The sequence below is a fragment of the Chryseobacterium herbae genome (assembly GCF_025154075.1).
Classification (GTDB): domain Bacteria; phylum Bacteroidota; class Bacteroidia; order Flavobacteriales; family Weeksellaceae; genus Chryseobacterium; species Chryseobacterium herbae.
In genome coordinates this window covers 1-14,075 of sequence record NZ_JAOAMU010000002.1, presented here as the reverse complement: position 1 = coordinate 14,075, position 14,075 = coordinate 1, and the positions used below count along the sequence as shown (strand labels likewise).

The 14,075-nt window shown below is 39.4% G+C and carries 14 protein-coding genes; 12 read left to right on the top strand and 2 right to left on the bottom strand.

Annotated features, from left to right (window positions below):
* The first annotated feature begins 9 nt into the window (after positions 1-9).
* Genes N0B48_RS06235 through N0B48_RS06220 form a run of 4 tightly spaced genes read left to right on the top strand, consistent with a single transcriptional unit; the run spans position 10 to position 4,803 of the window.
* Positions 10-1,440, top strand: a complete 1,431-nt coding sequence (locus tag N0B48_RS06235; RefSeq protein ID WP_047449555.1) for an anion permease — start codon at positions 10-12, stop codon at positions 1,438-1,440.
* 16 nt (positions 1,441-1,456) lie between these two features.
* Positions 1,457-2,113 (top strand): succinate dehydrogenase cytochrome b subunit, encoded by a 657-nt coding sequence (locus N0B48_RS06230; protein WP_259837579.1) that lies wholly within the window; start codon positions 1,457-1,459, stop codon positions 2,111-2,113.
* A gap of 11 nt (positions 2,114-2,124) precedes the next feature.
* Positions 2,125-4,041: a fumarate reductase/succinate dehydrogenase flavoprotein subunit gene (locus tag N0B48_RS06225; RefSeq protein WP_259837578.1), complete on the top strand. Its 1,917-nt coding sequence runs from the start codon at positions 2,125-2,127 to the stop codon at positions 4,039-4,041.
* 12 nt (positions 4,042-4,053) lie between these two features.
* Positions 4,054-4,803: a succinate dehydrogenase/fumarate reductase iron-sulfur subunit gene (locus N0B48_RS06220; RefSeq protein WP_259837577.1), complete on the top strand. Its 750-nt coding sequence runs from the start codon at positions 4,054-4,056 to the stop codon at positions 4,801-4,803.
* Between the two features lie 63 nt (positions 4,804-4,866).
* On the opposite strand, the gene N0B48_RS06215 is transcribed toward N0B48_RS06220, so the two are convergent.
* Positions 4,867-5,640 (bottom strand): cyclase family protein, encoded by a 774-nt coding sequence (locus N0B48_RS06215; RefSeq protein ID WP_259837575.1) that lies wholly within the window; start codon positions 5,638-5,640, stop codon positions 4,867-4,869.
* 306 nt (positions 5,641-5,946) lie between these two features.
* Entirely contained in the window at positions 5,947-6,960 is a 1,014-nt protein-coding gene (locus tag N0B48_RS06210; RefSeq protein ID WP_259837573.1) for a nucleoid-associated protein, read from the bottom strand.
* 446 nt (positions 6,961-7,406) lie between these two features.
* Here N0B48_RS06210 and N0B48_RS06205 point away from each other — a divergent pair, with 446 nt between their 5' ends.
* From N0B48_RS06205 to N0B48_RS06170, 8 genes are all read left to right on the top strand, one after another.
* Positions 7,407-7,568 (top strand): hypothetical protein, encoded by a 162-nt coding sequence (locus tag N0B48_RS06205; RefSeq protein WP_259837571.1) that lies wholly within the window; start codon positions 7,407-7,409, stop codon positions 7,566-7,568.
* 4 nt (positions 7,569-7,572) lie between these two features.
* Positions 7,573-7,929, top strand: a complete 357-nt coding sequence (locus tag N0B48_RS06200; RefSeq protein WP_259837569.1) for a DUF7674 family protein — start codon at positions 7,573-7,575, stop codon at positions 7,927-7,929.
* Between the two features lie 81 nt (positions 7,930-8,010).
* Positions 8,011-8,142 (top strand): hypothetical protein, encoded by a 132-nt coding sequence (locus N0B48_RS06195; RefSeq protein WP_259837567.1) that lies wholly within the window; start codon positions 8,011-8,013, stop codon positions 8,140-8,142.
* A 48-nt stretch (positions 8,143-8,190) separates the two neighbouring features.
* Entirely contained in the window at positions 8,191-8,586 is a 396-nt protein-coding gene (locus N0B48_RS06190; protein ID WP_047449580.1) for a DUF7674 family protein, read from the top strand.
* A gap of 306 nt (positions 8,587-8,892) precedes the next feature.
* Positions 8,893-10,446, top strand: coding sequence for a thiol-activated cytolysin family protein (locus tag N0B48_RS06185; RefSeq protein ID WP_259837565.1), 1,554 nt, complete (start codon positions 8,893-8,895; stop codon positions 10,444-10,446).
* A gap of 4 nt (positions 10,447-10,450) precedes the next feature.
* Positions 10,451-11,050: a hypothetical protein gene (locus N0B48_RS06180; RefSeq protein WP_259837563.1), complete on the top strand. Its 600-nt coding sequence runs from the start codon at positions 10,451-10,453 to the stop codon at positions 11,048-11,050.
* A 277-nt stretch (positions 11,051-11,327) separates the two neighbouring features.
* A complete protein-coding gene (locus N0B48_RS06175) occupies positions 11,328-12,395 on the top strand; it encodes a thiol-activated cytolysin family protein (RefSeq protein WP_259837562.1) in 1,068 nt (355 codons plus the stop codon).
* A gap of 2 nt (positions 12,396-12,397) precedes the next feature.
* Complete coding sequence (locus N0B48_RS06170; protein WP_259837561.1) at positions 12,398-13,870, top strand: thiol-activated cytolysin family protein; 1,473 nt, start codon at positions 12,398-12,400, stop codon at positions 13,868-13,870.
* Positions 13,871-14,075: the final 205 nt, after the last annotated feature.

The following is a 14,075-nucleotide window of genomic DNA, read 5'->3' as shown; positions in this document are numbered from 1 at the left end:
TTATAGATCATGAAAGAAATTAATATCAGAAATATCGCGATAACGTTTGCCGTTGCGCTGATCATATGGTTTATTCCGGCTCCGGAAGGCGTTGCTGAAAACGCCTGGCATCTGTTCGCTATTTTTGCGGCCACCATCTTAGGAATCATCCTTAAAGCAGCGCCTATGGGCACTATGTGTATGATGGCCATTGCATTTACAGCGCTTACTCAGGTAGTCGCGCCGGGAGATGCCGGAAAATCTATTACAAAAGCTCTTTCCGGATTCGGGGATAAAGTGATCTGGCTGATTGGGATCTCATTCTTTATCGCCAGGGGATTTATCAAAACAGGATTGGGAAACAGGATTGCTTTTTTATTCATCAGAATCTTCGGTAAAAGCTCATTAGGACTTGCTTACGGACTTGGATTAGCCGATGTATGTCTGGCTCCTGCCATCCCGAGTAATACGGCAAGAGGTGGTGGAATCATCTATCCGATCATGAAATCTATGGCAATAAGTTTTGACTCAGTTCCAGAAAAACCGGAAACACACAGAAAACTGGGTTCTTTCCTCACCCTGAACAGTTATTATATGAACCTCATCGCTTCATCCATGTTCCTTACCGGGACTGCGAGTAACCCGATGTGTCAGAAATTTGCAGCGAATTTAGGAATCAATATCACATGGATGTCATGGGCTGCAGCCGGTTTCGTTCCGGGATTGGTAGCATTCTTTGTGGTCCCGTTGGTTTTATACAAATTATATCCGCCTGAATTGAAAAAAACAGGAGATGCTCCAAAAATGGCCGCTCAGAAATTAAAAGAAATGGGACCTATTTCCAGAAATGAATGGTTGATGTTATTGGCTTTCTTTATCCTTTTAGCTCTTTGGATATTTGGAGGAGCATTATCTATTGATGCTACTACCACGGCCTTCATAGGACTTACCATGTTGCTTCTTACGTCAGTTCTGACGTGGGAAGATATCAAAGGGGAAAAAGGAGCCTGGGATACCATCGTATGGTTCGCGGTTCTGGTGATGATGGCCAGTTCTTTAAATGAGCTTGGTTTTATTGGCTGGTTCAGTGATCTGATCAAAGTAAAAATAGGTGGATTAAGCTGGCAGGTTGCCTTTCCGGTGATTATTGTCGTATACTTTTTCAGTCATTATATTTTCGCGAGTGCAACGGCTCATGTGGCCGCCATGTATGCAGCGTTATTGGGCGTTGGTGTTTCTTTAGGAATCCCGCCGATGCTATTGGCTATGATGCTTGGTTTCTTAGGTTCAATTTATGGAGTACTTACTCACTACGGTCACGGCCCTGCTCCGGTATTCTACGGAAGCGGTTATGTAGAGCTGAAAGCCTGGTGGCTGAGAGGTCTTGAAATCGGAATTGTTTTACTTATCATCTATATGGTCGTCGGAGGACTTTGGATGAAAGTTTTGGGATATTATTAATCATTAAATCAAAAATATGCTGTCAACCTTGTCAAGAAAAATGCTGCTGTGCCTTACAGGACTATTCCTGAGCTTCTTTCTGTTGATCCATTTCTTGGGAAATCTCCAGCTGTTTCTTCCGCCGGAGCAGGCGCACCTTCAGTTTAATGCCTATTCGCATTTTCTGTCGGGAAATATTCTGATCAAAATGGTTTCATACGTTCTGTATGCAAGTATTATTCTGCATGCTTTGGACGGATTGATTATTACTTTAAAAAATAAAAAATCGGGAGGCCATTATCAGTCGGAAAGACGTGGCAGAGCCAGCAAATGGTATTCCCGGAATATGGGAATCCTCGGAACTCTGATCCTGATCTTTCTGGTGATTCACTTTCAGAATTTCTGGTATGTCTACAAATTCGGAAACCCACCGCTGGATGCCAACGGGAATAAGGATCTGTATATCCTCGTCGTAACGGTTTTCAAAGAATGGTGGTACGTCATCATTTACGTAGTATCAATGGCCGCTTTATGCTATCATCTGATCCACGGAATTCACAGTGCGGCCAGAACACTGGGATTATTTCATCCCAAGTTTGTAAAATGGTTCAAAACCGCCGGAATTGTCTATTCAGTCATTGTCAGTATAGGTTTTGCTCTGATGCCCGTTTATGTATTCTTTACTGCCCATTAAACAGAAAAGTTATGATCTTAAATTCAAAAATACCTCAAGGCCCGTTGGAACAAAAATGGGACAACTATAAAAAGAAGGCTAAGCTCGTCAATCCTGCTAACCGTAAAAAGCTGGATGTTATTGTCGTCGGAACCGGACTGGCCGGAAGCTCTGTTGCTGCTTCTTTGGGCGAGATGGGTTACAATGTCAAATCATTCTGTTTTCAGGACAGCCCGAGGCGAGCCCATTCTGTAGCAGCGCAAGGTGGCGTGAATGCTGCTAAAAATTATAAAAATGATGGCGACAGTGTTTACAGAATGTTCGTAGACACTTTAAAAGGCGGAGATTTCAGAGCCCGCGAAGCCAATGTCTACCGGATGGCTGAATGTTCTTTAAACCTCATCGATCAGGCCGTAGCGCAGGGCGTTCCCTTCGGACGTGAATATGGGGGCTACCTTAATAACCGTTCCTTCGGTGGGGTTCAGGTAAGCCGGACATTTTATGCAAGGGGACAAACCGGACAACAACTTCTTCTCGGGGCTTATCAGGCCCTAATGAGACAGGTTGGAAAAGGAACCGTACAGCTGTATTCCAGACATGAAATGCTTGATCTGGTTATGATCGATGGTAAAGCAAGAGGCATTATCGTCAGAAATTTAGATACCGGAGAAATTGAAAGACATGCTGCTCATGCAGTCGTTCTGGCAACCGGAGGTTATGGGAAAATTTATTATCTCTCAACCTTAGCCATGGGCTGTAATGGTTCTGCGATCTGGCGGGCTCATAAAAAAGGGGCTTTGATGGCTTCTCCAAGCTGGATTCAGGTACATCCGACTTCTCTTCCGCAATCGGGAGATTATCAGTCTAAATTAACGCTGATGTCAGAATCATTGCGTAATGACGGAAGGATCTGGGTTCCGTCAAAGACTGATGAAACCAGACTTCCCAATGATATTCCGGAAAATGAAAGAGATTATTATCTGGAACGTCGGTATCCTGCTTTTGGAAATCTGGCTCCGAGAGATATTTCTTCCCGTGCTGCTAAAGAAAGGATTGATGCCGGTTTTGGAATCGGACCTTTGAAAAATGCTGTTTATCTTGATTTTTCTAAAGCGATAAATGAACAGGGAAAGGAAAAGATTCAGGAGAAATATGGAAATTTATTCGACATGTATCTTAAAATTACGGGATACAATGCCTATAATGAACCGATGATGATCTCTCCTTCTGCTCACTTTTCTATGGGTGGACTTTGGGTGGATTATGAGCTGATGACTACTATTCCGGGACTTTTTGCTTTGGGTGAAGCTAATTTTGCAGATCACGGAGCGAATAGACTGGGAGCCAATTCACTTTTGCAGGCTTCTGTAGATGGCTATTTTATCGCGCCTTATACGATTGCCAATTATCTGGCTGATGAGATTCATACCGGAAAAATTTCACCCGATGCTCCTGAGTTCGAAGCGGCAGAACAGGCTGTTAAAGAACAGATTCAGGGTTTCATCAATATCAATGGAACCAAAACCGTTGATTATTTCCACAAAACTTTAGGAAAGCTTTTATATGATTATTGTGGGCTGGCCAGAAATGAAGAAGGGCTGAAATATGCCATCGGAGCAATCAGAAAATTAAAACAAGAATTTTACCGGGATGTACGGGTTTCCGGGCAAGGTGATACTATGAATACGGAACTTGAAAAAGCCGGCCGCGTCGCCGATTATTTCGAGATCGGTGAGTTGATGTGCTATGATGCTTTAACCCGAAATGAATCCTGCGGTGCTCACTTCCGGGAAGAATATCAAACGCCGGATGGAGAAGCTTTAAGAAATGATGCCGACTATCAGTTTATCTCCGCATGGGCATGGGCTGGTGAAAACAATGAACCGGAACTCATCAAAGAGCCACTGATATTTGAAGAGATACAGCCGACGGTTAGAAGCTACAAATAAAAAACAAAAATTATGGATTTACATCTTAAGATATGGAGACAGAAAGACAGAAAGAGCGAAGGGAAACTGGTCAGTTATGATCTGAAAGAACTGAATCCTCACATGTCTTTCCTGGAGATGCTGGATACTTTAAATGAAAAACTCATTACAGAAGACGACGAACCTGTAGAATTCGATCACGATTGCCGTGAAGGAATTTGTGGACAGTGCGGTATGATGATCAACGGAATTGCCCACGGACCTTTAAAAAATACAACGACCTGCCAGCTTCACTTACGGTCTTTTAAGAACGGTGAAACGATTTTAATTGAGCCTTTCCGCGCAGAAGCTTTTCCGGTGAAGAAAGATCTTAAAGTAGACAGATCGGCCTTTGACAGAATTATTTCTTCAGGTGGATTTGTATCGGTGAATACGGGTCAGGCTCCTGATGCTACAGCAATTGCAGTCACTCATCAGACTGCTGAGGAAGCTTTTGATTCAGCCGCCTGTATCGGATGTGGGGCGTGTGTGGCCACCTGTAAAAACGGAAGTGCCGCCTTATTCACCTCTGCTAAAATCACTCATATGGTGCTTCTTCCTCAAGGTAAGGAGGAACGGAGCAGCCGTGTCCTGAATATGGTCACTCAAATGGATCATGAACTTTTTGGCCATTGCTCCAATACGGAAGCCTGTGAAGTGGAATGTCCTCAAGGAATTTCTGTGCTGAATATTGCCAGAATGAACTATGAGTACGGAAGAGCGCTTTTCTTCAGAAAAAAGTAACTGGAAAAATATCGTTGAATATCCTTGTCAAGGCTCAGAATCTTGCCAAGGATAACTTCCGGTCTAAGGATTGATGATAGCCACCACCCTAGCCGGAGCCGCAGATCCACCTACAATTTTCAATGGAAATACACTGACTTTAAACCCTGAAGGCGGCAGTGCAGCAAGATTGGTAAGCTGTTCCATGTGTAAATATTCTTTTTCAATACCCACACGGTGACCTTCCCAGAAATACTCCGGATCATTGAGTTCTTTTGCTTTTTTAGCCATATATTTTAACGGAAGATCCCAACCCCACTGATCGATTCCCATTACTTTTACACCCTGGTCGATCAGCCATTCGGTAGCTTCTTTGCTCATTCCGGTTCCTTTTTCTACAAAATCCGGGGTTCCCATCATTTTGTCACGGTCGGTTCGGATCAAGACAATATTTCCTTCCTGAATGGTAATTCCGTTTTTATCCAGATCTTTTTTCAGATCGTCAATCGTAATGACTACAAAATCTTCTTTATGGGTACAGTCGATGACAATACCGTCACCATAACACCATTCTAAAGGAATCTGATCAATCGTCTTGGCCGGTTTTCCTTCAACCAAAGGACCATAATGCCATGGAGCATCGATATGCGTCGTCGCATGAAGTCCCATATTTTTGATGGAATCATCTGCCCAACCTGTCCAGTTTTTTGGAAAAAGTCTGAACGGAAGATTCAATGCCAGACGGATCAGCCACTGGGATTTTTTGTGTGCCTTATGCTTGATTTTAACCCTCATGAACCAAGGGTCTCCAGCGTTGTACTGAATCGGTTTGGACAGATCGATAATGGTTGTTTTCATATAACAAAGGAAGGAAAAAGGGGTGAATTACCCAATACGAAAAGAGGACCAATTTAAAAATTAGCCCTCTTTGATTCTTTATATTTAGAATGTCAATGGTGAATTTTGCTTCGCAAGTGAATGGTGAATGCTAGAATTAAGATTTCAGATATCAGACTCCAGATTTCAGACAATCATCTTATTAATTTTATCACTACGAACCAGCAACCTGCAACTGACAACCAGTCCATAACTCTAAAACCCTATCACTCTATAACTATCCAACTCTCTCACTTTCAAACCCTAACTCAGGTTATTTTTGTTTGATTACACTTCTTTTTCGAAGTAAAGTCTGTAGTATTTTCCTTTATCGTCCTCGCCCATTTCCAGCTTCTGTCTGTCGCCGTGGATGTAGATGTGGAAGTTTTTATCAAGCTTAATGATACTTTTGAAGTGACGTTGTGTTTTCTTTACAGCTGCTTCACTGATCGGGAATTCTTCTGCAATATTCACCTGCATATCCTGCTCGTAATCGGTTTTGAAATTCACAAAACTTTCGATGACATGCTGATCTCCCAATACTTCGGTTGCAAATTCGTCAAGTTTGAATTCTTCTTTTTCTTTGAAGAAATTGATGGATTTATTTAAGAAATCTGCCTGATCTGCTTTTGAAACTTCAAATTCCTGCGGAAGTTGTTTGGTGATATAATCTTTGTACACCATCAGGGCTTCCTGCGTGTGGAAATATTCGTCGTCACGTTGTTTTATTTTCAGGAAATCCTCGAACCAGTAGTACATATCTCCGTTTTTGTTGTTATCAACCACAGAAAGTACATAACCCGTTTCTTTGTTATTATTGTAGATCAAAGCTGCCTTGTCAATTTTAGACAAACCGATGCCCTGGTCTTTTTCAATGTCAAAAGTTTCTTCATTAGGAGAAATTTTAAGGAAAGATTCTCTCTTCTCCGTTTTAAAGATCCCGATCTTATCTACTTTATCCGGACGGTCACTTTCTTCTTCAAAAAGTACAATAAACAATTCTCCACCCTGAACTCTAGGATTTTCAGCCGCCTCAAAAAGGTGTTTTGCAATATTTTCAGATTCCCAAAGGAATTTCGCTTTGTCTTCAAAAATCTCGGATACGGAACTATATACCGGATTATTGACCAAATACGTGTCACTGTAAAAATTGAAGGTCTCTTCCGATTTAAAAGAACCTAAAAAGTAATCTTCAAGCAATTCTGCCATTCCTTCTTCCAGCTTCAGCTCTTCCTGAGACAGCGTTAAAGATTCTCCGTTGATTTTATTTCCTACTCTGTGTACTATAATTTTTGAAAACATGTCCTGAATAATTTGGAGTGCAAAGATATTCATTCTATTCTTTCCATCATACAAATAAAATAAGTCGGCTGATGTTTGGAAGAAAATAAATGGCTATGTTTTTTATCGCTCGCGGATCTGGCTGACAATGCGGATTATCTTTCAAATGTAGATTTAAACCATTAAGAGTATTGAAGGAGATAAGGAACATTAAGGTAAAATCATCTGATTTTTTTAAGGGAACAAGATTGTAAAGAAGCGTTTCTTCACATTCTTAAAAACTATTGATTTAAAATTAAAAAATAGGTTCTCTTCATTTCGTTTTGATAAAAACCTTATCATTTTGACATGTTTTTTTTGATGCTGGCACACCCAACAAATCACACAACATATTGATTTAAAACAAATTAAATAGAATTCAAATTTAAAGGAACGCCATTCGCTTCATCATCTTCAAAACATACAATATGGACTTAAAGACTTTAAACCGCATTGACAAGTTAAGAAGATTAAAAAGCAGAGGACCGGAAACCCCAAAGTGGCTGAAACCTTACCATCTGCTTCTCATGGCTTTTATGACCGTTTTCGTCTTTGGAGCCATCATTAAACTTTTAGAACAAAATCATTAATCATATGAACTATTCAGAAGCCGTCCAGGAAATTACAGAAGTTATTCCGGACTTTGAAAATGAACTTACGAAAACGATGCCTCAGAACTCGTACAGTGTAATCCGTACTTTCACGGAACGTATCAAAAATATGGTCCGCCAGAATGACAGAAATGTTTTATTCAAAAGCCTTCAAAAAATGGACAAAATTTACACAAACGGAGATCTGGCTTTAAAAAATGCTATAGAGGGTGTTTTTATTTATTCTCTGGACAATTTTACAGCATTCTGTAGCGGAGAATACCGTAAAGTGATCTTTAGTCATATGTCAAAAGAGCTGCAACAAACATATTCGAGACAGATTTACAATCACGGAATTTAAAATTTTCATTACATTTTTCGTCTGTTTCATTACAAATGCAGATTTTGCTTTAAAATCAAAACCACTCAAATTCAATGGATTATGAAAACAAAAATCAGAAGAATATCCGACTGGAAAACATGGAAAACCACGACCAACAGGCATAATGCAGAACTATTGGTTACTCACATCGCTGTGATTATAGGTGTTTTTATTTTTGCTGCCATGCTGTAAATTTTGGTACACATTTCGCTGCAAGATAAATACTGAAGAATATTAATTATGATGAAAGTACAAATGCAGGCTATTAATAAAAAAATAGCCGTTGAATACTTAAAATTTTTCTACCCACCACTCCGAAGTGAAATCACTCAGTTATCTGTGCAGGAAAACTTTGCCGGTGTGATTCAGGCCACCATTAATTATTTAAAGGATATGCTGCAGGAATCGAAAATCTACATTGTAGCCCATCATATCAAACTAATGGACTGGATCTACAGAAACGGTGATTCTTATGTGAGAACCGTGATCGAAAACCTGTTTGTAAGATCGTTGGAGAGCTTTAAAAAACACTCTAAAATCCAGCAGTGGAAGCTTCTTTATCAGAATATGCCTGACAATTTTCAGCTTATTTATAATGAGCAGCAGAAACAGGACGAGATCTTTTTCGGTAAGTAAGAAAATAATTTAATTTGTAAATAGGCTCCTCAGGCATTTTTGTCTGGGGAGTTTTTTGTTTTCCAAAAATTATACTTTTCACCCTTAAATATTTAATTCAATATCAATGGTTTATTATCAAAAACAGCCTGTTTTATTACACTTTCAACAAATTTCATAAATTATATTTCACAGTATGGTGCAAAATATTATCTTTACACCCATGAATTTCACTATACAAGGAATTACTGGTATACTGTAATTTCAACCGCGCCGGATTTTGTTCTTTTCTATTTCAGAAGACCGTATCCGGAGTAAAAACAGACTATGAGAAAATTTATATATGTAATGGCTGCTTTTTCTTTAGCAGTCTTGGGGAGCTGTACTGATGAGGCGGCAAAAATGGATGATAATCAGATGGCACGTACACCTGAACAGGTTATTAATATTACTTCATACGGAAGTTATCCTTCATCACTTTCAAAGTTTAAAACTTTAGCGAAGGGAGCAACAGATACTGATGATTTTACGGAAACCCGTGAATTTCAGTCTTCAGAATCGATCGTATTGCCTCATTTACAGGCATATATTTTCCCGGGATCTCTTCTGAAAGGGAATTCTATCCAGAATATGGATTTTAAACCTATTTCGGCTTCGGTAAAGCCAGTTACCGTTTCTATGTCTATTCCGGCTTTGAACAAAAAAACATCATTTACGATAGATCAGCCTTCATTGTCTAAGACCAGACAACTGGTACAGGATTATATCCAAACTGCAGATTTTACGCAGAACGGTACTTTAAGTTACAGTGTTGAACAGTTTACTTCTTATGATGAGCTGAAAGTAGCCTTCGGATCGAATGTGAACACCAGATCATTATTCGGGAAAAATTCTTCTTCTACCAACATCGAAGAGGGAATGATCTCAAAAAGAAGCGGATTTTATGTGAAATTTTACCAGACGTCTTTCACGCTGGATATGGATATTCCGGCAGGATCGCTTGTTAATGACAATAATTTTGACAGTGGCGGTGTGGAACCTGTTTATGTAAGTTCTATTTCTTACGGAAGAATGGGCGTTCTGTCTATTGAAACGAATGAGCAGGCAGATACAGCAAAAAAGACGATTAATGAGACCTTCAGCAAGCTATTTGTAAATGGAGAAAGTTCTCTGACTCAGGAGGAAAAAAACTTCCTGAATGGTGCTGATTTTAATTTATACCTGATTGGCGGAAGCGGCGTTACAGCAGCACAGTCTTTTCAGGGATATGCCGCTTTTGTTAATCATATTTCTAAAGGTACTTTCTCTAAAAGTCAGCCGGGAGTTCCTATCTTCTGTTCTTATTCTTACCTGAATGATAATTCACCAGTGAAGACGACCTTCAAATTCGATATTAAAAAGAAACCTGTTTACGTAGAGCTGAAAATAGAAAATATAGAAAATTTCAGAACTACATTATTTGGACCTACGCAGTTTGGCAAGATGGGAAAGCTGTCACTTCATTATTATGACAGCCGTTCCAGAACCAAAATGATTGCTCCACCGTATGTAAAGTTTAAGATTAAAGCAGACAGAACGGCAACAGGAGATAATATTCTGGGCATGAAGAGTCCTTTCATTGATCAATATAGCTATCCAAGGGAAATTACCCTCCAAAATGCCGGCGGTGATACTTACACCAATGTTTCAGGGTTTTACTCTACCTCATGCATTTTTGACATAGCCAATCCCAATAATGCTCCTTACTGTGTAAACCCGTTGAACATTGTTCTGGATAACGAACTGAGAAATTTCGTGAACGGCAGAAATATGAGCCAGAGTGCAAAATACACCTATACCATTCTGCCTGATCCTAGCAACAGTTATATCGTAATCAATTAAAATTATGAAAAAATCATTCTACATCATTCTTACTTCCCTGCTTGCAGTGTCATGCAGCAGTAATGATGATCAAATTATTGAAAATCCTAATCCTACGGAAAAGGAAGTTTTTCAATTTGAGTACAAAAATTACGCAGTACAGAATATTTCAGTGTACAAAGGCCCTTCCGGTCAGAAAACTGATGTTTCAGAATCTTATCTGAACAGCTACTGGAGTACGTATCAGGAACCGGCCTGGAAAAAAATAAGTCTTGATCTGAAAAATAATTCCCTGCATCTTATATCCGGAACGTCAGCAGATATTAAATATATTGTGAATATTGAGAAGGATTCGGTATTCATTAATGAAAACAGCGGAAAGAGTTTTGTAGGTATTTTTAATAAAAATGAAGCTTCATTTACGCTTAAGAGATCGTTCAGATATGTGAAAAAGATGCCAAGGGAAAATGTGAACGCTCTAACCATTTCCCAGAAAACTGTTTTTGGAATGACAGCTTATCAGGATATTTTCGGGAAAAGTGCTTTCGACAACCCATCATCAATGGATGCCACCGGAGATGACATTGTGTGGGCGAATATGGATTATTATTACAAAAACTTATAACAAATTTTCACGATGTGTAATCAGATCCTAGAAATATCCTTTCATACATTTATTTGATCTGAGAACAGCCTCCCCCGATAAATCATCAGGGGAGTTTTTTTTTGGATTTTTTTGCAGATTCACATGATATTTATCACTACAAAGAGAACTATTTTAAATACAATCAAACAGTTACACTTCATTAATCTTTTATTAATAATGGTTAATAAAGATTTAATACATAAATATTTCACCGACTTGTGTAAAAACTATACTTTTAGCACCTCAAATTAAATTTATGAAAAGAATCATTTTACCTATCGCATTACTGGTTGTAGCCAGTATTACTTCAATCTCCTGCCGTCAGGATATCAATGAGGAAACGCAAACTGTAACAGAAGGAGCAAAGGCTGCCAAACTAAATCCTGTTGTCGCTTTACCTTCCAAGTATTTAAACTATGACGAAGTATCTGTAGGCGGAAAAGAAGTCGCTTCCAAAACCACTACGGTAACACTAAACAGTGACCAGATGGTAGTAACCTCTCCTAACAAAACATTTATCGGAGGTGTTTACAATTCCACTACCCTGGACAATCTGTCTTACACACCAATCTCTTATCCTGTAAAGCCTATCACGGTTTCTTATTCATTCCCGTCTGACTTTATTGTTGACACGATTGAAAAACCAACCCTTTCAAGCATGAGATCTTCTATCTTCAAAGCGATGCAGAGTGCCAACTTCAGTGGTCAGCAGTCTCTTGCTTTTGATTACAACATCAAGCAGTTCTCTTATTACAGTGAACTTAAGATTGCATTCGGAGCTAACGTTAATATCGGAAGTATTTTCAGCATCGACATCAGCGGAAGCAACAATAAAGTGAAAAGAAATACAGGGATCTTTGCTAAGTTTACCCAGAAGAATTTCACCATCGATATGGATCTTCCTGATAACGGAAATATCTTCAAAAATGAATCTGACCTGAATCTGGCGGCTTCTAAAAATCCGGTTTACATCAACTCCATTACTTACGGAAGACTGGGAATCATCTCTCTTGAATCTGATTATTCTTACAACGAAACCGCATTTGCTTTAAAAGCAGCTTTAAATGCTAAAATGGTTAACGGATCCATCAGTATTGATGTTCAGAGTAAAAAAATTCTTGAAGAATCCGATCTGAAAGTGTATATCCTGGGAGGTATTGGTTCTGATGCAGTACAAGTAGTACAGGGTTACACGGGCTTTATTAACTTCATTGTGAACGGAGGCCAGTTTACAGCTAACGCTCCTGGAGTTCCAATTAACTTTACGGCAGCTCATGCAGGTGACAATTCAGTATACTACACTACGTTTACTGTAGATAAATAAACATGAAAAAAATAATATTCCTAATGGCAGCTATTTCTATAGCTGCCTTACAAAGTTGTACGAATGAGCTTGAGGGATCTGCAGAAGCTCAGGAAATGGTCCGTTCTCCTCAACAGGTGGTGAATGTGACTTCATTCGGAACGTATCCATCCGCATTATCAGGTAAGAACGGAAGCATGCTCGCCAAAGGTGGGAATGCAGAAGAATTTATAGAAACAAAAGAGTTTGAATCTTCAGAATCTATTGTCCTTCCTCACTTACAGATGTACATTTTCCCGGGATCTCTGCTGAAAGGCAATTCCATACAGGATATGAATTTTAAGCCCATTACGGCTTCGGTAAAGCCTGTTACGGTTTCTATGTCTATTCCAGCACTGAATAAGAAAACGGCATTTACGATTGACCAGCCTTCTCTTTCCAAAACAAGACAGCTGGTGCAGGATTATATCCAGTCTGCTGATTTTACACAGAACGGAACGCTGAGCTACAGTGTGGAGCAGTTTACGTCTTATGATGAGCTTAAAGTTGCCTTCGGATCAAATGTAAATACAAGATCTTTATTTGGTAAGAATTCTTCCTCTACGAATATTGAAGAAGGGATGATTGCAAAAAGAACGGGATTCTATGTGAAATTTTACCAGACGTCTTTCACGCTGGATATGGATATTCCTGCCGGATCACTTGTTAATGACAACAATTTCGATAGCGGCGGTGTAGAACCGGTGTATGTGAATTCTATTTCTTACGGAAGAATGGGTGTTTTAACGATTGAAACCAATGAACTGGCAGAGACGGCAAGAACGACGATCAATGAATCATTCAGCAAGTTATTTGTAAAAGGGGAAAGCTATCTGACTCAGGAGGAAAAAAACTTCCTGAACGGAGCAGATTTCAATCTTTATCTGATAGGTGGAAGCGGCGTTACAGCGGCACAGTCTTTCAAAGGCTATGAAGCTTTCGTGAACCATATTTCAAAGGGAACATTCTCTAAAAGCCAGCCAGGTGTTCCGATTTTCTGTACATACTCTTATTTAAAGGATAATTCTCCGGTGAAGACCACCTTTAAATTTGACATTAAAAACCCACCGGTTTATGTAAAATTGGTGAAAGAAAATGTTACCAGTGGCCGAAACAGAAATGTGGACCTAAAACTGTATTTCTACTCCAGCAAGAGCCAGACCAACACGATTGCCCATCCGAGCATCCGCTTTGTGATCAACAAAATATCAAAAGTAGGAAGAAAAAATAGCGGTATGAATGGGGCCTGGACTTACACGACCACCAATGAGCCTATCATTCTTCAAAATGCCGGAATGAATATTAATATGAGCATTCCCAATCAGGTACTGTCCCGTGAAAACGGGCCTTGTATGCCAAGGGGAAGATTCGGGTGTGAAGTAGTGCCTATCTACACTGAAGATGTGGAATACAGCATAGCACCAAGTGACAAGTACAATTACCTTGTGATCGATTAATAAGATAACCTGGGTTCGGGATAAGACATTCCAGTTTTATCATTATGGAAGGAAGTCAGAAGCTCGAAGAGGGAAGTTATTGAAGTCAAAAGATAGAAATACAGGATATTTTTATAAATCTTTTTAAAAGGTTTAATAGTCAAATATAGTTGGTAGAATTCTTTGTAACGCCGATTATTATTGATCATACAGAAAGTTTATTGAA